The organism is Caulobacter sp. GW821-FHT05F04 (assembly GCF_059419665.1).
Genome location: NZ_JBWKSF010000005.1, coordinates 47,360 through 67,585, shown reverse-complemented (window position 1 = coordinate 67,585; position 20,226 = coordinate 47,360). Strand labels below are relative to the sequence as shown.

20 protein-coding genes are annotated in these 20,226 nt (G+C 67.1%); 11 read left to right on the top strand and 9 right to left on the bottom strand.

From position 1 onward, the window contains the following. Positions 1 to 41: 41 nt before the first annotated feature. Positions 42 to 497, top strand: a complete 456-nt coding sequence (locus AC07R7_RS14545; RefSeq protein WP_494635650.1) for a hypothetical protein — start codon at positions 42 to 44, stop codon at positions 495 to 497. Here AC07R7_RS14545 and AC07R7_RS14540 read toward each other — a convergent pair. The 3 genes from AC07R7_RS14540 to AC07R7_RS14530 form a co-directional block, all read right to left on the bottom strand. Beyond that, the gene (locus AC07R7_RS14540) at positions 484 to 1,404 is read right to left on the bottom strand and encodes a sterol desaturase family protein (protein WP_494635649.1); all 921 of its coding nucleotides are present in this window, start codon (positions 1,402 to 1,404) and stop codon (positions 484 to 486) included. The two genes, AC07R7_RS14545 and AC07R7_RS14540, sit on opposite strands and share 14 nt — an antisense overlap. Then, the gene (locus AC07R7_RS14535; RefSeq protein ID WP_494635648.1) at positions 1,404 to 1,787 is read right to left on the bottom strand and encodes a hypothetical protein; all 384 of its coding nucleotides are present in this window, start codon (positions 1,785 to 1,787) and stop codon (positions 1,404 to 1,406) included. The genes AC07R7_RS14540 and AC07R7_RS14535 overlap by 1 nt, the downstream gene beginning before the upstream one ends. Before the next feature lie 143 nt (positions 1,788 to 1,930). After that, a complete protein-coding gene (locus AC07R7_RS14530) occupies positions 1,931 to 2,464 on the bottom strand; it encodes a porin family protein (RefSeq protein ID WP_492885382.1) in 534 nt (177 codons plus the stop codon). A 238-nt stretch (positions 2,465 to 2,702) separates the two neighbouring features. On the opposite strand from AC07R7_RS14530, the gene AC07R7_RS14525 reads away from it, so the two are divergent. Continuing rightward, positions 2,703 to 3,818 (top strand): beta-ketoacyl-ACP synthase III, encoded by a 1,116-nt coding sequence (locus AC07R7_RS14525; RefSeq protein ID WP_494635647.1) that lies wholly within the window; start codon positions 2,703 to 2,705, stop codon positions 3,816 to 3,818. Positions 3,819 to 3,878: 60 nt separating this feature from the next. Here AC07R7_RS14525 and AC07R7_RS14520 read toward each other — a convergent pair whose 3' ends face one another. After that, entirely contained in the window at positions 3,879 to 5,057 is a 1,179-nt protein-coding gene (locus tag AC07R7_RS14520; protein WP_494635646.1) for a M48 family metallopeptidase, read from the bottom strand. A gap of 162 nt (positions 5,058 to 5,219) precedes the next feature. On the opposite strand from AC07R7_RS14520, the gene tcyJ reads away from it, so the two are divergent. The 5 genes from tcyJ to recG all read left to right on the top strand — a co-directional run bounded on the left by tcyJ (position 5,220) and on the right by recG (position 9,976). Beyond that, positions 5,220 to 6,005 (top strand): cystine ABC transporter substrate-binding protein, encoded by a 786-nt coding sequence (gene tcyJ, locus AC07R7_RS14515; protein ID WP_494635645.1) that lies wholly within the window; start codon positions 5,220 to 5,222, stop codon positions 6,003 to 6,005. A gap of 4 nt (positions 6,006 to 6,009) precedes the next feature. Further along, positions 6,010 to 6,669, top strand: a complete 660-nt coding sequence (gene tcyL / locus AC07R7_RS14510) for a cystine ABC transporter permease (protein WP_492839317.1) — start codon at positions 6,010 to 6,012, stop codon at positions 6,667 to 6,669. Beyond that, positions 6,666 to 7,406, top strand: coding sequence for an amino acid ABC transporter ATP-binding protein (locus AC07R7_RS14505; RefSeq protein ID WP_494635644.1), 741 nt, complete (start codon positions 6,666 to 6,668; stop codon positions 7,404 to 7,406). The genes tcyL and AC07R7_RS14505 overlap by 4 nt, the downstream gene beginning before the upstream one ends. 130 nt (positions 7,407 to 7,536) lie before the next feature. Next, positions 7,537 to 7,839 carry a hypothetical protein gene (locus AC07R7_RS14500; protein WP_492839321.1) on the top strand — a complete coding sequence of 101 codons (303 nt, stop codon included), beginning with the start codon at positions 7,537 to 7,539 and terminating at the stop codon, positions 7,837 to 7,839. 40 nt (positions 7,840 to 7,879) lie between these two features. Next, positions 7,880 to 9,976 (top strand): ATP-dependent DNA helicase RecG, encoded by a 2,097-nt coding sequence (recG, locus tag AC07R7_RS14495; RefSeq protein ID WP_494635643.1) that lies wholly within the window; start codon positions 7,880 to 7,882, stop codon positions 9,974 to 9,976. A gap of 4 nt (positions 9,977 to 9,980) precedes the next feature. Here recG and AC07R7_RS14490 read toward each other — a convergent pair whose 3' ends face one another. Further along, a complete protein-coding gene (locus AC07R7_RS14490; RefSeq protein WP_494635642.1) occupies positions 9,981 to 10,925 on the bottom strand; it encodes a DUF808 domain-containing protein in 945 nt (314 codons plus the stop codon). A 108-nt stretch (positions 10,926 to 11,033) separates the two neighbouring features. Here AC07R7_RS14490 and AC07R7_RS14485 point away from each other — a divergent pair, with 108 nt between their 5' ends. Continuing rightward, positions 11,034 to 11,999 carry a phosphotransferase family protein gene (locus tag AC07R7_RS14485; RefSeq protein WP_494635641.1) on the top strand — a complete coding sequence of 322 codons (966 nt, stop codon included), beginning with the start codon at positions 11,034 to 11,036 and terminating at the stop codon, positions 11,997 to 11,999. Further along, a complete protein-coding gene (locus AC07R7_RS14480; protein WP_494635640.1) occupies positions 11,996 to 12,376 on the top strand; it encodes a DUF6285 domain-containing protein in 381 nt (126 codons plus the stop codon). Before AC07R7_RS14485 ends, AC07R7_RS14480 begins: the two co-directional genes overlap by 4 nt. Here the strand turns inward: AC07R7_RS14480 and AC07R7_RS14475 are convergent. The 4 genes from AC07R7_RS14475 to rfaD all read right to left on the bottom strand — a co-directional run bounded on the left by AC07R7_RS14475 (position 12,341) and on the right by rfaD (position 17,296). Continuing rightward, entirely contained in the window at positions 12,341 to 13,483 is a 1,143-nt protein-coding gene (locus AC07R7_RS14475; protein WP_494635639.1) for a DUF3089 domain-containing protein, read from the bottom strand. The two genes, AC07R7_RS14480 and AC07R7_RS14475, sit on opposite strands and share 36 nt — an antisense overlap. 46 nt (positions 13,484 to 13,529) lie before the next feature. After that, positions 13,530 to 14,732, bottom strand: a complete 1,203-nt coding sequence (locus AC07R7_RS14470) for an acetyl-CoA acetyltransferase (protein ID WP_494635638.1) — start codon at positions 14,730 to 14,732, stop codon at positions 13,530 to 13,532. 9 nt (positions 14,733 to 14,741) lie between these two features. Further along, positions 14,742 to 16,208, bottom strand: a complete 1,467-nt coding sequence (locus AC07R7_RS14465) for an OB-fold domain-containing protein (protein ID WP_494635637.1) — start codon at positions 16,206 to 16,208, stop codon at positions 14,742 to 14,744. 86 nt (positions 16,209 to 16,294) lie between these two features. Continuing rightward, the gene (rfaD, locus tag AC07R7_RS14460; RefSeq protein WP_494635636.1) at positions 16,295 to 17,296 is read right to left on the bottom strand and encodes an ADP-glyceromanno-heptose 6-epimerase; all 1,002 of its coding nucleotides are present in this window, start codon (positions 17,294 to 17,296) and stop codon (positions 16,295 to 16,297) included. Positions 17,297 to 17,401: 105 nt separating this feature from the next. On the opposite strand from rfaD, the gene AC07R7_RS14455 reads away from it, so the two are divergent. Next, a complete protein-coding gene (locus AC07R7_RS14455; protein WP_494635635.1) occupies positions 17,402 to 18,832 on the top strand; it encodes a cryptochrome/photolyase family protein in 1,431 nt (476 codons plus the stop codon). A 47-nt stretch (positions 18,833 to 18,879) separates the two neighbouring features. Continuing rightward, positions 18,880 to 20,109, top strand: coding sequence for a class I SAM-dependent methyltransferase (locus AC07R7_RS14450; protein WP_494635634.1), 1,230 nt, complete (start codon positions 18,880 to 18,882; stop codon positions 20,107 to 20,109). Positions 20,110 to 20,226: the final 117 nt, after the last annotated feature.

Here is a 20,226-nt window from a genome sequence, read left to right as displayed (position 1 = left end):
GTTCAGCGTCGGTCTGACTTCATTATCGCGGGATGAGCGACATGCGGTTTGGACTATTGATGCTGACCTGCGCCGGCGTCGCGATCGCGACCAGCGCCCTCGCCCAGACCCGGCGTTTCGAGGTGACCGTGGCGCCCGCTCACAGGACGTCAGGCTATGAGAAACTGCGGGTCGAGAAAGCGACCGTCGGCAGCACGCCGATCCGGGTGTGGGCCAACACCGCCATCGATCCGGACTGCTCGGCCCACCAGCCCGGCGCGACCCTGACCGTCCTGCAACCGCCGGAGCACGGCGCGGCCGTGGTCAAGGAAGAGCCCTACTTCGCCGCCTTCCCCCCGGCCAATCCACGCTCGGCCTGCAACAACCGCAAGGTTCCGGGCAATCAGGCCTTCTACACCGCCGCCGCAGGATATACCGGCCACGACAGGATGGTGTTGCAAGGATCCTCGCCGGACGGCGCGGTGCGTCAGATCGCGGTCGACATCACCGTCCGCTAGACTCGTCCCCAGCCTCCATCCGCGCCCGCCACTTGGCCTTCAGCGTGTGGGAGGTGTCGCGCGAACCGTCGGGGCTCCAGCCGGGCGGGCCGAACACATAGCCGAGCGCCTCGCGCGGCGATTTCGAACCCGCCACGTCCTTGCCGATGCCGATCCACTCGTGGAAGACGTTGTGCAACAGGTTGAAGTTGCCGAGGTTCTTCACCGTGCCATAACGGCAGGGCTCCTCGTCGATCTCGGGAACGAATGTGCCGAACAGGCGGTCCCAGATGATCAGGATACCGGCGTAGTTGGCGTCCAGGTAGCGGGCGTTGCGGGCGTGGTGCACGCGGTGGTGCGAGGGAGTGTTGAACACCGCCTCGAACCAGCGCGGCATGCGCTTGATCGCCTCGGTATGGATCCAGAACTGGTAGACGAGGCTGACGCCCTTCTGGATGGCCACCATGGCCGGAGGAAAGCCCAGGAACGACAGCGGCAGCCACAGCAGCCAGGTGCCGGCGACGCCGCCGGTCCAGGTCTGCCGCAGAGCGGTCGACAGATTGTAGTGGGTCGAGGTGTGGTGGTTGACGTGGCTGGCCCACCAGACGCGCCGCTCGTGCGCCAGACGATGGAACCAGTAGTAGGTCAGATCTTCGAGCAGGAAGACGGCGACCCAGGCCCAGACGGCGGTCATCGGGATGGTGAAGATCCGGTGATGCCAGACCCAGACCGTCGTGGCGAACACCACCCCGCCGAACAGCAGGCCGGCCACGGTGCTGCCCAAGCCCATGGTCAGCGACACGGCCGTGTCGCGCGTCTCGTAGTTGGCTTTCGCCTTGCCGAGGCGGCCGACCAGGATCTCCAGGATGATGGCCAGCACGAAGAACGGGATGGCCAACTGGACGGGATCGAAAGGGGCTTTCAGCATCAGGCGAGCTCCTTCGGCGGCCAGGCGTCATCATTGACGGCGAACACGGGATGGGCGTCGCCCAGGCGCAGGGCCAGGCGACCGTTCGTCGGCTTCAGGCCGGCGATCGTGCTCCACGGCAGGTCGCGCGCGACATAGCCGTCGCCTCGCCGGTAGAGCACCAGCGCCAGATCGCCCTCGCGCGCAATGACCCCCGCGCCGTCGGCGGCGATCCAGACAGCGTCTGGCTTGTGATCGGGAAATTCGAGCGCCACCAAGGCGCGGGCGGCCTCGGCGTCAAGCGCCGGGGTCGCTCTCGCCACCCCCATCCATGCCGCGAACGCCACAAGCAGAGCCACGGCGGCTATCGAGCCGCCCAGCTGAATCAACAGCGCCTTGTCCAAGACCGACGCATCCCCCCGTAACTTATTGCCGTTCAGATTGCCGAGCGAGGCCCGTCCGTCAAGTCGTCACGGGGTCGCGGAAACGCGAACGGCGCGCCCCGCGAGAGGCGCGCCGTCCTTAAAGCCACGAGGGCCGCTCGGCCTTAGAAGCGGCGGACGTAGCCCACCGACATCGTGTTCGAGCTCAGATCGCTCTTGGTATATTCAGACTTGGTCCAGTCGGCGCGTAGACCGTTCTTGTCGTCGAACTTGTATTCGGCGCCGACGCCATAGTTCCAGCTGTCGTGGCTGCCGTCGAAGTTCGCGGCGGCCGGATTGTTGGTCTTGAACTTGGTCGTACCGTAGCCGGCGCGGGCCAGCAGATCGAGGTTCGGGGTCACCGGCAGGTAGCCGACGGCGTAGCCCGCGACCTGGTGCTCCATCTTCACGCTGGCCGGACCGCCCGGCGTATAGACCGTATCGCCGTCGACGCCGCCGGCCGCCTCGGCCTCGACACCGAAATTGGGCGTAAGCTTGGCGCCCACACGCCCTTGAATAGCGCCGGTGTCAGCGCCGCGCGTCCGAGTTTGTCCATAGTTCAACGAACCATAGACCTCGGTCGAATTCTGAGCTTGGGCAAACATCGGGATCGCTAGAACCGAACCGGCGATCAGGGTGGCGGTGATGAGAGTCTTCATTCTTGTACTCCAATTCTACTCGTAGTCTTCAGCACCCTCAGCCAGCTCTTGCTAATCGGATAACGCGGCGGGCATGCGGCGGTTCACGGTCGCGTTCGAGGCCATTCCGTGTCGTGACCTAAAAGCCGCAGTTGATGACGCCCGCGCCATCCGTGCTATCTACGAGTCAAACAAGCGTCAGAACGCGGACCCGCCCCCACCAAGGACGAGGTCCGCGCGCATCATCGGGACCGTCGTCTTGCCGCAAGCCGTCATCGCCGCCACGGGGCTGTACACCCCGCCCTTTTCCATTTCGAACGCCGAGCTGGTCGAGGCCTTCAACACCTTCGTCGAGCGCTTCAACGCCGCCAACGCCGAGGCCATCGCGGCCGGCGATGTGGTCGCCCTGGCCCCCTCCTCGCCCGAATTCATCGAGAAGGCCTCGGGCATCAAGTCGCGCTTCGTGATGAACAAGTCGGGCATCGTCGATCCCGAGATCATGCGCCCGGTGATTCCCGAGCGTCCGAATGAGGCGCTGTCGATCCTGGCCGAGATGGCGGTCGAGGCGGCCAAACAGGCGATCGAGCGCTGGGGCAAGCCGGTCAGCGAGATCGGCGCGGTGATCTGCGCAGCCTCGAACATGCAACGCCCCTACCCGGCCATGGCCATCGAGATCCAGCAGGCGCTGGGCATCGAGGGCTTTGCCTTTGACATGAACGTGGCGTGCTCGTCGGCCACCTTCGGCATCAAGACCGCCGCCGACTTCGTCACGACCGGCAGCGCGAAGGCCGTGCTGATGGTCAATCCGGAGATCTGCTCGGGCCACCTGAACTTCAAGGACCGCGACAGCCACTTCATCTTCGGCGACGTGGCCACGGCCGTGATCATCGAGGACGCCGGCCTGGCCAGCGACGGCTGGGATATCCTGGGCGCGCGGCTGAAGACCCAGTTCTCCAACAACATCCGCAACAACTTCGGCTTCCTCAACCGCGCTGCCCCTGAAGGCGAAGGCGCGCGCGACAAGCTGTTCGTGCAGGAAGGCCGCAAGGTGTTCCGCGAGGTGGTGCCGATGGTCAGCCAGATGATCCTCGAGCACGCGACCGACCTCGGCATCGACCCCGCGGGGCTAAAGCGCCTCTGGCTCCATCAAGCCAATATCAACATGAACGAGATGATCGGTCGAAAAGTGCTGGGCCGCGATCCGGCCCCGGGCGAGAACGTCATCATCCTGGACGAATACGCCAACACCAGCTCGGCCGGTTCGATCATCGCCTTCCACCAGGCCAATGACGACTTCGCGGCGGGCGAGACGGGCCTGATCTGCAGCTTCGGCGCCGGCTATTCGGCCGGCACGGTGTTCGTGCGCAAGCGCTGAGCCCACACAGCCCGAACGGAATGGAGCCCCGCGCCCGGTGGCGCGGGGCTTTTTCGTGCCTCAGGGCTTCGGATGCGTCGCCTTCCAGTCCATGGCGCGGCGGACGCGGACGCTGACCGCCGGGTGGTCGTAGAACAGCACCTCTTCCAGCCTGGATGGCGTGGCGGCGCGGTATTCGATGGTCTTGACCAGGGCCTTGGCCAGGCCGTCAGGCTCGTTGAAGTTCACCAGGCTGTAGCGGTCGGCGTCGCTCTCGACCTCGCGCACCAGGGTGTTGGTGATCGGGCCGCCGATCAGGCCCAGCACGGCCATGATCACCGCCAGCACCGGCAGGCCGGCCGGATCGGCGACGCCCGTCACGCCCTTGGCGTTCAGCGCTTGCGCGAACCACGGGAACGTCCGGTCGACGATGAAGAAGGCGATGACCGCCAGCACGGCGAAAATGCCGGTGATCCACAGGCTGTGCTGGTGGGCGTAGTGGCCCATCTCGTGGCCGACGACGCCGCGCACCTCGGCGATGTCCGCGCCCTTCTTGAACATCACGTCGCTCATCGCCACCCGGGCCGAACCGCCAAGGCCCGAAACGTTGGCGGTATAGGCGTTGGACTGCTTGGAGCCGTTGTAGACGAAGATCTTGTCGCTCGGGATGCCGACCGACTTGGCCATGGCCACGACCTCGTCACGCACGGGACCGGCTAGCGCGGGACTATATTTGTTGAACAGCGGCTCGACATAGATCGGGGCCAACAGCATGCCGAAGACGATGAACCCCGCAGTCAGGCCCCCGGCCCACAGCCACCACAGACGGCGCGCGCGGCGAATCAACACGTAGAGCAGCGCCAGGAAGATCGCGGTGAACACGATCGAGATCGCCGTGCCCATCAGGTTCTCGGTCAGCCAGCCGCCGAAGGCCTGGCTGGTCAGGCCGTACTGCTTCTGCCGCCACCAGTTCGAATAGACCGACCAGGGCAGCTCCAGCAGCCAGCTGAAAGCGACGAAGACGGCGGCGACCACGAAGCTGGCCAGGAGCGGCCGTCCCTTCTTGCGCTCGACGCCCTGCTCGACCTTGGTCAGCACGCCGGTGCGGATAATGATCCAGGCCGCCAGGACCGAGACGACGAAGCCCCACAACACTAGCCAGTGACCGCCCTGGGTATAGTGCTGCGCCTTTTCGTGCGCTTCCGGCGGCAGCTGCGCCAGATAGGCGGCCGTGGCGGCCGCCGGGTCGAATTGAGCCATGATCTCCCCTCCCCGGGATGAACTAAAGCAGCAAGCCCCGAGTCCGCGTAGGCGTCAGCTTAATTCGCGGTCAGGTGGAAAGAGCTTCGCCATGTTCGGGCTGGCGAAGCGCGCTCGCCCGTATAGAACTGCGACAGATTGTTTCGCCCAAAGGTTCGTCCGATGCGATTCCCTGCCCGCCGCGCCGTCCTCTCCGGTCTCGGCCTCGCTCTGCTCGCCGCCTGTGGCAAAAAGCCCGACGCTGGCGCCAGCGCCTGGGACAGGATCAAGGCCTCGGGGACCCTGCGCATCGGCCTGGAAGGCACCTATCCGCCGTTCAACTTCCAGGACAAGAGCGGCCAGCTGGCTGGCTTCGAGGTCGACTTCGCCAAGGCCCTGGCCACGCAGATGGGCCTGAAGCCCGACTTCCGGCCCGCCCCGTTCGCGGGCCTCTTGGGAGCGCTCGAATCGGGCCGCGTCGACGTGGTGATCAACCAGATCACCATCACGCCCGAGCGCCAGGCCAAGTACGATTTCTCCGAACCCTACACCGTCTCGGGCATCCAGATCATCAAGCTCAGAGACAAGCCGGGCCTGGACAAGCCCGAGGACCTGGCCGGCAAGAAGGTCGGCGTCGGCCTTGGAACCAACTACGAGCAGTGGGCGCGGACCAACGTGCCCAAGGCCGACATCCGCACCTATGACGACGATCCCACCAAGTACCAGGATCTGCGCGCCGGCCGTATCGACGCGGTGTTGAACGACCGCCTGGTCGCCGCCGACTTCGTCAAGAACTCGCCGGAATTCGTCGCCTCGGGCCCGCCGTTCGCGGCCCAGGGCTCGGGCGTGGCGATGAAGAAGGATCCTGCTCTGAAGGTTATTGTCGACCAGGCCATCGAGGCGCTGCGCGCCAGCGGCAAGCTGACGGCGATCTCGCAGCGGTGGTTCGGCATGGACGTGACGCACTAGGGCCATGGACACAGCTCTGGATCTGCTGCGCCAGTCCGCGCCCCTGCTGCTGAAGGGCGCCGGCTACACCGTCCTGCTCAGCGTCATCGGCATGGGGATCGGGGTCGTGCTGGGCTTTGGCCTGGCCCTGATGCGCCTGTCGCGCTCGCCGCTGCTGCGCTGGCCGGCGGCGGTGTATGTCTCGGCCTTCCGGGGCACGCCGCTGCTGGTGCAGCTGTTTCTGATCTACTACGGCCTGCCGCAGTTCGGGATCGAGATGCCCGCCCTAGCGGCCGCCGGCATCGGCTTCTCGCTGAACGTCGCGGCCTATTCCTGCGAGATCCTGCGCAGCGCCATCGACGCCGTCGACAAGGGCCAGTGGGAAGCCGCCGGCGTGCTGGGCATGAGCCGCGGCCAGACCCTGCGCCGAGTGATACTGCCCCAGGCCGCCCGCACCGCCGTCGCCCCGCTGTCGAACAGTTTCATCGGCCTGGTCAAGGACACCTCCCTGGCCGCCACCATCCAGGTGCCGGAGCTGTTCCGCCAGGCTCAGCTGATCACGGCCCGGACCTACGAGATCTTCACCATGTACCTGGCCGCGGCGGCCATCTACTGGATCCTCTCCACCGTGCTCGCGGCCGTGCAGGGCCAGTTGGAACGCCGCGCTGCGGAGGGCCGCCGATGAGCGCGATCGACGCCAAGGGCCTGAAGAAGAGCTTCGGCGACACCCTCGTCCTGGCGGGCGTAGACCTGACCGTGGTCCCCGGCGAGATCGTCGCCATCATCGGTCCCAGCGGTTCGGGCAAGAGCACGCTGCTGCGCTGTCTCGCGGGTCTGGAACTCCTGAACGGAGGCGAGCTGACCATCGCGGGCGTCACGGCCGGCGGCAAGGTTCCCCTGGCCAAGGCCCTGAACGGCCGGGTCGGCTTCGTCTTCCAGAGCTTCAATCTGTTTCCGCACAAGACGGCGCTTGAAAACGTCATCGAGGGACCGGTGGTCGTCCGCAAGGAAGATCCAACCAAGGCCCGCGCGCGCGGACTGGCCCTGCTGGAGAAGGTCGGCCTGGGCGGTCGCGCCGACGCCTATCCCGCCGCGCTATCCGGTGGCCAACAGCAGCGCTGCGCCATCGCCCGCGCTCTGGCCATGGATCCCGAGGTCATCCTGTTCGACGAGCCGACCTCGGCCCTCGACCCCGAACTGGTCGGCGAGGTGCTGGCCGTGATCCGCGATCTGGCCGTCGAAAAACGGACCATGGTCATCGTCACCCACCAGATGGACTTCGCCCGAGATGTCGCTGATCGGACGATTTTCATGGACGGCGGCGTCATCGTGGAGCAAGGACCCTCCCGTCAGTTGCTTTCCTCCCCGCGTGAAGAGCGGACCCGCAAGTTCCTGGCCAGGTCGGGTGTCCTCCAGCCATAATTTGGCCCACGGGACGCTTCACGTCCTGCTAGCGCGTCAGGCGAATGCGTAGGCGGCCTCGCTGCTCAGGCGCGCGATTAACGATCAAAACCAAAGCCCTACGCCGGGTGGCTTTTATGGCGAGGACAGCGTGAAGCCTTATATCGAACTCAAGGGCGCCTCGGGCGCCGTCTATCGCTACAAGCTGGCCGAGAACGGCGAGCCTGCGACCACGATCGCCGGTAACTACGTCTATGTGGACGCCAAGGGCGCTGTGGTTTTCGCCGGTGAGGCCAACAACCTGATCGACGCCAAGGCCCGCTGGTCGGAAGCCTATGCCCGCCATGGCGCGACCTGGCTCTACACGCGCCTGAACGTCTCGGGCGCCTCGCGGGCGGATGAATATTCTGATCTCGTGATCGCGCTTCAGCCCGTGATGAATCAGGCCGACTAGGGTCTGCCTCCGGGCGCGGGACCGGCTATGGTTCAGCCAAATGCGCCCGGAGATTCTCTTTCCCCTGTTCAGCTCGGTGTCCACGCTCAAGGGCGTGGGCCCGCGCGTCGCGCCGCTGGTCGAGAAGCTGGCCGGCCCGATCGTGCGCGACGTGCTGTTCACCGCGCCGACGGGCCTGATCCGCCGTTCGGTGACCAAGGTCGACCAGGCCGTCGACGGCCAGGTCCAGACCTTCATCGTCACCATCGATCAGCATCAGCCGCCAGGCCGCCTGGGCCAGCCCTGGAAAATTCGCGCCTGGGACGGTACGGGCTTCCTGACCCTGATCTGGTTCAAGGGTCACGGCCCGCACCTGGAGCGCCAGCACCCGAAGGGCGCGCACCGCGCTGTCAGCGGCAAGGTCGAACGACCGGACGGCTATGCCTCCGAACTGCAGATCGCCCACCCGGACTACATCGTCGACGCCGAGCGCGCCGGCGACATTCCCGAAATCGAGACCGTCTATCCGGCGACCCACGGCCTGCCCTCGCGCACCTTCCGCAAGTTCGCCCTGGAAGCCTTGAGTCGCGCGCCAGAACTCCCCGAATGGCAGGACGCGGCCTGGCGCGAGCGCGAAAAGCTGCCCGGTTGGCGCGAGGCCCTGGCGGCCATGCACGCGCCGGCCAGCGAGGCGGACCTGTCGCCGCTGGCGAGGCCCCGCCGGCGCCTGGCCTATGACGAACTGCTGGCGCACCAATTGGCTCTGGCCCAGCGCAAGGCCTCGCGCCGCGCGAGCCCCGGTCCGCGCATCCCGTCCGGCTCGCTGTCGGAAGCGGCCGAGAAGGCCCTGCCCTTCAAGCTGACCGGCGCCCAGATACGATCTCTTTCGGAGATTCGCGGCGACCTCGCTTCCGGCGAGCGCATGAGCCGTCTGCTGCAGGGCGACGTCGGCTCGGGCAAGACCGTGGTGGCGATGCTGGCCATGGCCGACGCGGCCGGCGCCGGCTTCCAATCGGCCCTGATGGCCCCGACCGAGATCCTGGCCCGCCAGCACTTCGAGACCATCGCCGCGCCGTTGCAGGCGCTGGGCCTGTCGGTGATCCTGCTGACCGGCCGCGACAAGGGCGCGAGCCGTTCGGCCAAGCTTCTGGGCCTGGCGGACGGAACCCACCACGTCGCCGTCGGCACCCACGCCCTGTTCCAGGACGACGTCGTCTTCGACCGCCTGGCCCTGACGATCATCGACGAACAGCATCGCTTCGGCGTCAACGAGCGCCGTCGCCTGCAGGACAAGGGCCCCTCTGGTGAAGATTGGGGCGTCCATCTGCTGGCCATGTCGGCCACGCCGATCCCGCGCACGCTGGAGCTCACGGTGTTCGGCGACCTCGACGTCTCGCGCATCGACGAGAAGCCACCGGGCCGCACGCCCGTCGCCACCCGCGCCGCGCCGACCCCGCGCGTGCCCGAGATCGTCGAGCGCCTGCGCGGCGCCATCGCCGGCGGCGCCCAGGCGTTCTGGATCTGCCCGCTGGTGTCGGAGTCGGACAAGATCGAGCTGCGCGCCGCCGAGGACCGCGCCGCCGACCTCGCCCGTCACTTGCCAGGCGTGGGCCTCGTCCACGGCCAGATGCCGGCCGCCGAGAAGGACGCTGTCATGCAGCGCTTCGTCGACGGCGAGGTCAGCGTGCTGGTGGCCACCACGGTGGTCGAGGTCGGGGTCAACGTCCCCAACGCCAGCATCATGGTCATTGAGCACGCCGACCGCTTCGGTCTGGCCCAGTTGCACCAACTGCGCGGCCGCGTCGGGCGGGGCACGCGCGAGAGTTCGTGCGTGCTGCTCTACGACCCGCCGTTGTCGGAAGTGGCCCAGCAACGCCTCGACATCCTGCGCCGCAGCGACGACGGTTTCGAGATCGCCGAGAAGGATCTGGAACTGCGCGGCGGCGGCGACCCGCTGGGGCTCAAGCAGAGCGGCTTCCCGGCCTATCGCCTGGCCGATCCCGTCGCGCATCGCGACCTGATCGCCGTCGCCGCCGACGACGCCCGGCTGATCCTGGCCCGCGACCCGGACCTTGCCTCGCCGCGCGGCCAGGCCCTGCGGACGATGCAGGAACTGTTCGACTGGAAGCCAGCCTCGCCGCTGAACGAGGCGGGCTAGGCGGCTAGTGCGCCGCCGCGCCCTTGCGGTGATGCCAGAGGTGCATGACACCAGCCAGGACGCCGCCGATCGCCAGACCCACCACGGCCGAGCCCAACGCGAAGGCCAGCCAGCCCGTCACCGCGCCGATGCCCGGGACACCGTGCGCCCAATGCGAGAAGCCCTCGACCCAGTGCGGGATCGGGGTCAGGTGGAACTTCTCCAGGCCGTGGACGATGATGCCGCCGCCGACCCACAGCATGGCCGCGGTGCCGATCACAGTCAGCGCCTCCATGGTCACCGGCATGGCCTTGACCAGGCCACGGCCAAAGCTCCGCACGCCCTTGGTCTCGCGGCGCGACAGGTGCAGGCCCATGTCGTCCATCTTCACGATCAACGCCACCGCGCCATAGACGACGACCGTCAGCAGCACGCCGACGATGGCCAGCGCCGCCGCCTGCATCGCCAGCCCCAGATGCGCGACCTCGGCCAGGGCGATGGCCATGATCTCGCCGGACAGGATCAAGTCGGTGCGGATCGCGCCGTCGACCTTCTGCTTCTCCAGTTCGGGGGCGCTGAGCGCCAGGTCCTCGATCGCCTCGCCCTCGGCTTCGGGCGTGAACGCCTCCAGGATCTTCTCGGTGGCCTCGAAGGCCAGATAGGACCCGCCGACCATCAGGATCGGCGTCACCGCCCAGGGCGCGAAGGCCGATAGCAAAAGGGCGCCTGGCAGCAGGAAGATCAGCTTATTGCGTAGCGAGCCGACGGCGATCTTCCAGACGATCGGCAGCTCGCGGTCGGGCGTGAAGCCCATGGCGTAGCCCGGCGTCACCGCGGCGTCGTCGACCACCACGCCCACGGCCTTGGTCCCCGCCTTCCCGGCGGCCGTCCCGACATCGTCCAGCGAGGCGGCGGCGAGCTTGGTGATGGCCGCGACGTCATCGAGCAGCGCGGCGAGACCGGAGGGCATGGAGGATCCTGAGCAGAGGGTTGAGCCTCGTTGCCTAAGGCGCGCCGGGCTCGCCGTAAAGTCGCGAGGCTCTTGCCTGACGTAAGGTGAAACCTGGAAGCTCGTTCCATGGACGTCGCCGCCGCTCTCGATCGCCTCGCCCCGCGTCTGTCGCCGACCGCGACCGGAGCCGTGAACGCCCGTCGCCTGTCGGGCGGGGCCAGCCTGGAAACCTGGGCCTTCGATCTCGACGATGGGACGCCGCTGATCCTGCGTCGCCGCCCGGAAGGCGCGGCGATGCGCGAGACCGCCCTGCCCCTGGCCTCCGAGGCCGCCCTGATCCGCGCGGCCAATCAGGCTGGGGCTCCAACACCCAGCGTGGTCCATGTCTGCGCGCCCGACGACGACCTCGGCGAGGCCTATGTCATGGGCCAGCTGGAGGGCGAGACCCTGGGACGGCGGATTGTCCGCGACGAGGCCTTCGCCGGGGTTCGGCCGGGCTTGGCCCGCCGCTGCGGCGAGGTGCTGGCGAGGATCCACGCCGTGCCGACCGAGGGCCTGCCAGACCTGGCCACCTCCGACGCACGAGGCGAACTCGCGCGCTACGAGGAGATTTACCGCCAACTGGGCGCCCGGCGGCCGATCCTGGAGGCCGCTTTCCGCTGGCTTGAGTCCATCGCCCCGCCGCCGCCCGAACGGCCGGTCCTGGTCCACGGCGACTTTCGCAATGGCAATCTGATGATCCACCCGACGGGCGGTCTGGTCGGGGTGCTCGACTGGGAGCTGGCCCATCTGGGCGACCCGGCCGAGGACCTCGGCTGGATCTGCGTCAATTCCTGGCGCTTCGGAGAATGGCGAAAGCCCGTCGGCGGCTTCGGCGACTATGCCGACCTGCTGGCTGGCTATGGCGGCGGAATCTCGCTCGATCGGGTGCGGTTCTGGCAAGCCCTGGGCTCGCTGAAATGGGGCGTCATGTGCCTGATGATGTATTCCAGCTTCGCCAGCGGCCAGGATCGTTCGATCGAGCGCGCCATGATCGGCCGGCGCACCAGCGAGACCGAGATCGACCTCGTCGCCCTGATGGAGGCCACATGATCAGCCATCCCACCGCCGCCGAGCTGTCCGAAGCCATCGCCGCCTTCGAGGCCGAGCCCGCCGTTCCCCGCGACGCCCGTCACGCCTTCCTGGCCCGCGTCGCCGACAACGCCCGCGCCACCCTGGCTCGCGAAGCCGAACAGGGCGCAAGACTGGAGGCCGAGGCCGTCCACCGGCTTAGCGCCCTTCTGGATGAGGCCGGCGACTTCGCCATGCTCAATGCCAGACTCTGTGAAGCCCTGCGCGAGGGCGCGCTCGATCCGCTCGATCCAGTCCTGCTCGCGCATCTGCGCGCCACGGCGATCGGCCAGATCGCCATCGACCAGCCGAGCTACGGCGGCCTAGCGGCCCTGCGGGACCGCGGGAACGGCGGCTAGCGGGCGGCCGACCATGGTCGCCGACCGCGCCAGGGCGTCGGCTTCGAGGTCGGCGTAGAACAGATTGAAGGCGTCGACCTTGCGCCGGTCGGCCCACGAACCACTGTCGCGCAGCGCGCCGGACTTGGGCTTGCTGGTCCGCAGCAGGCCGTTCTCGCAGCGCGCCGAGACCTGCCTCTGCAAAAAAGGCGGCCGGGCGCCCCAGTCCAGGCCGGTGGCGTTGGCCGCGCCGAGGTTCAGCTTGGCCGGGGCGCGCTCCAGGCCGGTCCCGCCCAGCAGCGGGTTGAAGCACAACGGCGTGCGGTGCTCGAGATTGACCAGCTGATCGGTCCCGTCCCAGACCAGCGAGCGGCCGGTCAGTTCCTGGACAGCGCGGAAGTCCCCCTCCTGAGCCGAGGCCCAGGCCGCGACGCAGCCGGTCTCGCCCTTGTGTTCGCAGGCGGGGATCGGCGCCCTTGGCCCGTATTCGTCGGCAGGGGCAACCGTCTGGATCAGATAGGCGGCGACCAGGCGGCGCTTGAGGTCAGGGTCGGCGGCGACTTCCTCGCGCAGCAGGCGCGCGGCCAGAGAGCCGCCCTGCTCCACCCCGACGATGATGAACGGCCGCGCCTCGCCATAGCGCGACAGATAGGTCTTGAACGCCTGTCTGACGTCGCCATAGGCGAAGCGCCGCGCGTCGCGGGCGTCGTCGCGCAGGGTCAGATAGGTGTAGAGGCTGGCTTGGCGGTAGCGCGGCGCGAACACCCGGCCCACGCGGTCGAACGGTCCGGCATAGTTCGGGATCACCACCCGCGACAGAAACCGTTGCGCCTTGGGCTGGTCGATGCCGCCGTTCCAGTCGCGGCCGCCATCGAAGGTGGTCGGATGGACGAAGAAGATGTCGACCGGCCGTTTGGCCTGGGCCGCGCCCGGCAGCAGCGCCCAGGAAGAGGACTTGCCGTAGTCCGGGGCCGGCGGCGGACGGTAGGTCAGGAACGGCACCTTGGGGTCCAGGGCGTTACTGAGAATGTCGTAGCGAAACACGAAGGCCGCCGTCAGGAACAGCGCCAGGAACAGCGCCAGCCCCGCGAAGATCCAGCGTTTGAAGCCTTTGAACGGACCGCCCATGGCTCTGGGTTACACCAAGGCCAAGGCGGCTTTAAGCCCCTTTTCCTTACGCGCCTTCCTGACCGATGATCGCCACGGAGCAGACGTTGCTGGCCGGCGCGCCGCCCAGGTTGTGGGTCATGCCGAAGACCGGATTGGCCAGCTGCCGCTCACCTGCCCGGCCCTGCAATTGCAGATACATCTCGTAGAGCATCCGCAGGCCCGAGGCGCCGATCGGATGGCCGAAGCACTTGAGGCCGCCATCGATCTGGCAGGGTATGCCGCCGTCGGCGTCGTAGAAGCCGTCCAGCACGTCGCGCCAGCCTTGGCCTTCGGGCGAGATGAACAGGTCTTCCATCGTCACCAGTTCGGTGATCGAGAAGCAGTCGTGCACCTCCATCATAGAGATCTGGTCGCGCGGCCGCTCGATGCCGGCCTCCTTATACGCCTTGCGCGCGGCGATGCGGGCGGTGTGGAAGTGGCTGCCGTCCCAGCCGTTGTACTGGCTCTCGTAGCCGTTCGAGACCGACAGCTGCAGAGCCTTCACGGTGACGAGATCGCGCTTGCCGAGGGCCCGCGCGATCTCGGGCGTGGTGACGATCGCCGCCGCCGCGCCGTCCGAGACGCCGCAGCAGTCGAACAGACCCAGAGGCTCGGCGATCATCGGTGCGTTCAGAGCCTGCTCGGCGGTGATCGGCTTGCGCAGGTGCGCCTTGGGGTTCTTGGCGCCGTTGGCGTGACTCTTGACCGAGACGTGGGCGATGGCGCGCTTGAGGTCGTCCTTGGAGACCCCGTGCTTGGCGCGATAGGCGCTGGCCAGCTGGGCGAAGTTGCCAGGGGCGGAACCGTTCGGCATCACCTGTGGACTGAGCGTGCCGGGATTGGCGACCGGCAGGCCGCCATAGCCGGTGTCCTTCAGCTTCTCGACGCCGACGGCGAGCGCGATATCGGCCGCGCCGGCCGCCACCGCATAGACCGCGCCGCGGAAAGCCTCCGAACCCGAAGCGCAGAAATTCTCGACCCGGGTCACGGCGATGTTGGGCAGGCGCAGGGCGATCGACAGCGGCGTGCCGCCCTTGCCCGAGCCGATCTCGTCGATGTGCGTCGAGAACCAGGCCGCGTCCAACTGGGTCTGATCGACGCCGGCGTCCTGCATGGCCTCCAGATAGGCCTCGACCATCAGGTCGTCGGGCCCGGCGTCCCAGCGTTCGCCGAACTTGCTGCAGCCCATCCCGAGGATGGCGACCTTGTCGCGGATACCCTGTGGCATGTCTGACTCCTATTCGGCGGCTTGAGCGGTCCGGCCGGCCAGCGCGGCGCGATCCGGCGTGGCCTTCCAGAAGTAGCGGACGAAGCCGCGCTTCTCGTCGACCTCCTTGATGCGGAACACCATCCGCACCGGCAGGCCGGTCTCGACGTCTCCAGGCGCGACATCGGTGATGTCCATCATGATCCGCCCGCCGCCCTCGAAGACGATCATGCCGTAGTGGTTCGGCGGAGCCATGGAAAAGGTAAGGTAATCAGCCGAATAGCTGAGAACACTCGCGCGGCGTTCGGCGAAGCGATACGGCTCCTGGGTGTCGACGGCGGGGTTGTTCGGCGCGACCGAGATACGCGTGCGCGGGAATTGCACGACGCCGGTCTCGCGACAGCGGCCGCCGACCAGGCCAAGGATCATGTCCTCGTTGCGGTAGAGGGTGGTCAGGGCCGTCTTGTTGTCCTTCTCGGCCCGCATGCCCTTTTCCCATTCAATGAGTCCATTGAAGGTCAGGAATTTCAGGTAGTTGGTCTCGACTTCTCGATCAGCCAGCGAGCCGGCCACGCCCCGCGCCGGGCGCTGGCCCTGGCCGGTAGCGCGGAACACCAGCGCCTCGGCGCCTTGGCCGAACTGGGCGACAAGGATGACCTCGCCCGCCTTGGCGTCCTCCAGCGCGTGGGCCAGCATGATCGGCCCGTGCGCGCAGCCGGCTTCCCCCATCACGGTGGCGAGGTTGTCGCGGACGGCCTCGGGCCTGATTCCGACGGCCTTGGCCACGGTCGCGGCCATGCCGGAAAAGGTCGACGGAAAGCAGAAATGATCGACTTCAGAAGCACTTATCCCAGCGACCTCAAGCGCCGTTCGAACAGCCGGCGGGACCAGCTTGACGATACCCTCGTCTCGGATCCAACGCTCTTCCCAGTAATAGTCGAATCCGCCGTCGTCGCCGCGGAAGTGGTCGACGAAGTCGTCGGTGACCGAACCCCGTCCCAGCAGCTCGGCCGCGCCGGGGCCGTCGGTGACCACGAAGGCCGCCGCGCCGTCGCCGAAGTCCAGTTCCTGGGCCGAGACGGCGCGGGTCTTGCGGTGTTCACCGACGGTGACCAGAGAGGCTCCACCGCTCGCCAGCGCCTGGCCCAGCGCCGTCAGGCCGCAGCGCTGCGAACCAGTCACGTCGCTGGCGGTGATCGACTTCTCAAGGGTCAGGGCCGCCGAGACGATCCCGGCGTTCAGCCGGTCGGCGAACGGCGCGGTCGTCGAGGCGAAGTAGAGACTGTCGATGTGGGAACGGTCGTCGCTTGACCCCAGGGCGTCGCGGGCCGCCTCGACCGCCATGGTCAGGGCGTCCTCGTCCCAGTTGGCCATCGAGCGTTCGCCCTTGCCCTTGGCCTTCAGGTTCGGGGCGACCCAGGCATTGGCCTCGGTCACCGCCTTGCGGCTCAGACGCAGACGCGGCGCATAAGCGCCCCAGGCGGCGATGCCTGCCATGACGAACTCCCTGATGTCGAGGTTCGCGCCTCGATCTCGGGACTCAGCCTACGCTCGTCGCCACGGCCAGCAACCGTGCCCTGACGTCAGCGATACGGGTCGTCGGTATTCAGGTAGCCCGCCACATAGTCGGCGACGCCGTCCTCCAACGGAGTCATCGGCGCGTCGTAGCCCGCCGCCCGCAGGCGGCTCATGTCGGCCTGGGTGTAGTACTGGTACTTGCCGCGCAGCACCTCGGGCATGTCGATATAGGTGATGTCCGGCGCGCGGTTCACCGCCTCGAAGGTGGCCACGGCGAGATCCCGGAACGAGCGCGCGTGGCCCGAACCCAGGTTGAAGACGCCGTTGACGGCCGGGTTCCTGGACAACCAGACGATCACGTCGACGGCGTCCCGGACATAGACGAAATCGCGCAGCTGGCCGCCGTCTTCGTAGTCCGGGTGGTGCGACTTGAAGAGCTTGACCCCTTCGCCCGCGGCGACGCGCGGCCAGATCTGGGCCACGACCGACTTCATGCCGTCCTTGTGGTCCTCGTTGGGGCCATAGACGTTGAAGAACTTCAGGCCCGCCCATTGGGTCGGAGCATGACCGCGATGGGCCTCGCGCACGGCGTAGATATCGAACAGGGCCTTGGACCAGCCATAGGCGTTCAACGGTCGCAGGGCCTGCAGCGAGGCCAGATCGTCCTTGCCCTCGAAGCCCAGCGAGCCGTCGCCATAGGTCGCCGCCGACGAGGCGTAGATCAGGCGCTTGCCGTGTTGCGCGCACCAGTCCCAGAGGTCGCGCGACAGAACGAAATTGGACTGCACGATCTTGTCGGCGTCGGCCTCCGTCGTCGACGACACCGCGCCCATGTGGATGATCAGTTCGACCTCGGCGCCGCGCCTGGCCAGCCAGTCGAACAGTTGCTCGGGCGCGACGAAGTCGGCGATCGGGTGCTTGGCGATGTTGCGCCACTTGCCGCTGGCCGCGTCGCGCAGGCGATCGCAGACCACCACGTCCAGGGCAGGATCCTCGCACAGACGCGCGACGATGTTGGAGCCGATGAAGCCGGCGCCGCCGGTCACCAGAACGATACGGCGGCTCATCGGGCTGATTTCTGGGCTACGGCTTTCGGCTGACTCAAGGCAACTCTTCCAGCGGACAGGGATTTCAGGCGCCCAAGAGGTGACCTTTCGGGCGGGGTGAGGCAAGTGCGGAAAGACACGGATCAGGACCCCGTCATCGTCTGGTTCCGCAACGACCTGCGATTAGCCGACAATCCGGCCCTGCGCCATGCCGCGGACAGCGGCCGGCCGGTGATCCCGCTCTACATTCTCGACGAGACGCCAGGTCTCCGCCCCCGGGGCGCGGCCTCCCTGTGGTGGCTCGACAAGTCCCTGAGGAGCCTGGCTGAAAGCCTTGATAAGCTTGGCAATAGGCTGGTGCTTCGCAAGGGCGCGGCGGCCGAGGTGCTGGACGACATGCTCGCCCGTACCGGCGCGACCTGCGTGCTGTGGAACCGTCTCTACGACCAGGCCAGCATCGATCGCGACACCGCGATCAAAGCCCGCCTGAAGGACGCCGGCGCCGATGGCCAGAGCTTCAACGCCGGCCTTTTGAACGAGCCCTGGACAGTGCGGAACGGCGCCAAGCAGCCCTACAAGGTCTTCACGCCCTATTGGCGGGCGGCGCGCGAGCACCTTGGTCACGTCACCGTAGAACCCGCGCCCAAACACCTGAAATCACCCGAACATTTCCCGTGCAGCGAAAGTCTCTCTGACTGGAGCCTGCATCCGACCAAGCCCGACTGGTCGAAGGGCTTCGATCTCTGGACCCCTGGCGAGGCCGGCGCGCTGGAGCGACTCAACGCGTTCCTTTCCGGTCCGATCGATAGCTACGGCAAGCAGCGCGACCTGCCGGGCGTCGAGGCGACCTCCCGCCTGTCGCCGCACCTGCACTTCGGCGAGATCGGCCCGCGCCAGATCTGGCTGGCCGCCCGCAAAGCCGCCGAGCATAGCGACGCCCCCGACGGCGAGATCGAGAAGTTCCTCTCCGAAGTCGGCTGGCGCGAGTTCAACCATTCGATCCTGTTCCATTGGCCAGGGCTGCCGACCCGGAGCTTCCGGCCCGAATTCGACGCCTTCCCGTGGCAATCAAACCCGGCCTTCTTCGAGGCCTGGACCAAGGGCGAAACCGGCTATCCGATCGTCGACGCCGGCATGCGCGAGCTGTGGGTCACCGGTTTCATGCACAACCGCGCCCGCATGATCGTCGCCTCGTTCCTGATCAAGCATCTGCTGATCGACTGGCGTGAGGGCGAGGCCTGGTTCTGGGACACCCTGGTGGACGCCGACCTGGCCAACAACGTCGGCAACTGGCAGTGGGTGGCTGGCAGCGGCGCGGACGCCTCGCCCTACTTCCGGATCTTCAATCCCATCGCCCAAGGCGAGAAGTTCGATCCGCGCGGGGTCTATGTCCGGCGCTGGGTTCCCGAACTGAAAGGCGTTCCCGACGAGGTTATCCACAAGCCATGGGAGCGGGCCCTGCATCTGCCGGCGGACGCAAAACGTCTCTATTCTAGACCAATCGTCGACCACGCCCAGGCGCGCGAGAAAGCCATGGAGGCCTATCGCGGACTGTAACGGGTTTACGAGCCGGTCGTTAACGGCGTTAATGAACGCGCAACCGGATGCGAGGCCCCGCCTTGGATACGACGCTCTGGAATCACCCCGACCTGAAGGCCGCCCCGGCCGCCTTTCGCGCCGCCCTGCGGGTGGCGGCGACGAACTGGGAAACCGGTTCGGTCACCTTCATCCTGCCTACCGGCGCGCCGTTGACCGTCCGAGGCCGCCTGCCGGGTCCGGACGCCACGATCCGGATCCACGACTACAACTTCATCCGCCGCGCCTTCTCGTCCGGCGATATCGGCTTCGCCGAAGGCTTCATGGCGGGCGAATGGGAAACACCCGACCTGTCGACCGTGCTGGAGGCGTTCTCGCTGAACTTCGACAGGCTGTCGGCGCTGGTCAAGGGCAACCCGGTGATGCGGATGGTCAACGCCCTCTATCACCTGTTTCACCGCAACAGCCGCGACGGCTCGAGACGGAACATCCACGCCCACTACGACCTGGGCAACGCGTTCTATTCGCGCTGGCTGGACCCCAGCATGACCTATTCCTCGGCCCTCTATGAGCGCCCGAACCAGTCCCTGCCCGAGGCCCAGACCGCCAAGTACGCGGCCCTCGCCCGGACCATCGACCTCTCGCCCGGCAAGCACGTGCTGGAGATCGGCTGCGGCTGGGGCGGCTTCGCCGAGTTCGCCGCCAAGGAGGTGGGCGCCAAGGTCACCGGCATCACCATCTCCCAGGCCCAATACGACTTCGCCCGCAAGCGCCTGTTCGACCAGGGGCTGGCCGAGAAGGCCGACATCCAGCTGATCGACTACCGAGATGTCCAGGGTCGGTTCGACGCCGTGGCCTCGATCGAGATGTTCGAGGCGGTCGGCGAGGAATACTGGCCGTCGTATTTCGGCAAGATCCGCGAGGTGCTGATACCGGGCGGCCGCGCAGGCCTACAGATCATCACCATCCGCGACGAGCTGTTCGCCAGCTATCGCGGACGCACCGACTTCATCCAGCGCTACATCTTCCCGGGCGGCATGCTGCCCAGCGAGGCGCGCCTTAAGGAAGAGACCGAGCGCGCGGGCCTGGAATGGAGCGATCTCAAGCGCTTCGGCCAGAACTATGCCGACACCCTGGCCGAATGGGCGCGGCAGTTCGAAGGCGCCTGGAGCGACATCCGCAAGGACGGTTTCGACGAACGGTTCCGGCGCCTGTGGCGGTTCTATCTCAGCTACTGCGAGGCCGGCTTTCGGACCGAACGAACCAATGTCATTCAGTTGGGCCTGAGCCGCAGTTGATATCCACAGCTTGTGGATATCAGACCAAGCGACGGTCAAGTTTAAGGTTTGTCGGCCGGCGCTGAGGGGCTTTCAGGAAAACTAGGGTTGCGCAGGCTTTTCGCGGCACGATCTACC

Coding starts and splice junctions, on each gene's coding strand:
- AC07R7_RS14545 (WP_494635650.1), top strand. CDS start 42: ATGCGGTTTGGACTATTGATGCTGACCTGCGCCGGCGTCGCGATCGCG.
- AC07R7_RS14540 (WP_494635649.1), bottom strand. CDS start 1,404: ATGCTGAAAGCCCCTTTCGATCCCGTCCAGTTGGCCATCCCGTTCTTC.
- AC07R7_RS14530 (WP_492885382.1), bottom strand. CDS start 2,464: ATGAAGACTCTCATCACCGCCACCCTGATCGCCGGTTCGGTTCTAGCG.
- AC07R7_RS14520 (WP_494635646.1), bottom strand. CDS start 5,057: ATGGCTCAATTCGACCCGGCGGCCGCCACGGCCGCCTATCTGGCGCAG.
- tcyJ (WP_494635645.1), top strand. CDS start 5,220: ATGCGATTCCCTGCCCGCCGCGCCGTCCTCTCCGGTCTCGGCCTCGCT.
- tcyL (WP_492839317.1), top strand. CDS start 6,010: ATGGACACAGCTCTGGATCTGCTGCGCCAGTCCGCGCCCCTGCTGCTG.
- AC07R7_RS14505 (WP_494635644.1), top strand. CDS start 6,666: ATGAGCGCGATCGACGCCAAGGGCCTGAAGAAGAGCTTCGGCGACACC.
- recG (WP_494635643.1), top strand. CDS start 7,880: ATGCGCCCGGAGATTCTCTTTCCCCTGTTCAGCTCGGTGTCCACGCTC.
- AC07R7_RS14490 (WP_494635642.1), bottom strand. CDS start 10,925: ATGCCCTCCGGTCTCGCCGCGCTGCTCGATGACGTCGCGGCCATCACC.
- AC07R7_RS14485 (WP_494635641.1), top strand. CDS start 11,034: ATGGACGTCGCCGCCGCTCTCGATCGCCTCGCCCCGCGTCTGTCGCCG.
- AC07R7_RS14480 (WP_494635640.1), top strand. CDS start 11,996: ATGATCAGCCATCCCACCGCCGCCGAGCTGTCCGAAGCCATCGCCGCC.
- AC07R7_RS14475 (WP_494635639.1), bottom strand. CDS start 13,483: ATGGGCGGTCCGTTCAAAGGCTTCAAACGCTGGATCTTCGCGGGGCTG.
- AC07R7_RS14470 (WP_494635638.1), bottom strand. CDS start 14,732: ATGCCACAGGGTATCCGCGACAAGGTCGCCATCCTCGGGATGGGCTGC.
- AC07R7_RS14465 (WP_494635637.1), bottom strand. CDS start 16,208: ATGGCAGGCATCGCCGCCTGGGGCGCTTATGCGCCGCGTCTGCGTCTG.
- rfaD (WP_494635636.1), bottom strand. CDS start 17,296: ATGAGCCGCCGTATCGTTCTGGTGACCGGCGGCGCCGGCTTCATCGGC.
- AC07R7_RS14450 (WP_494635634.1), top strand. CDS start 18,880: ATGCGAGGCCCCGCCTTGGATACGACGCTCTGGAATCACCCCGACCTG.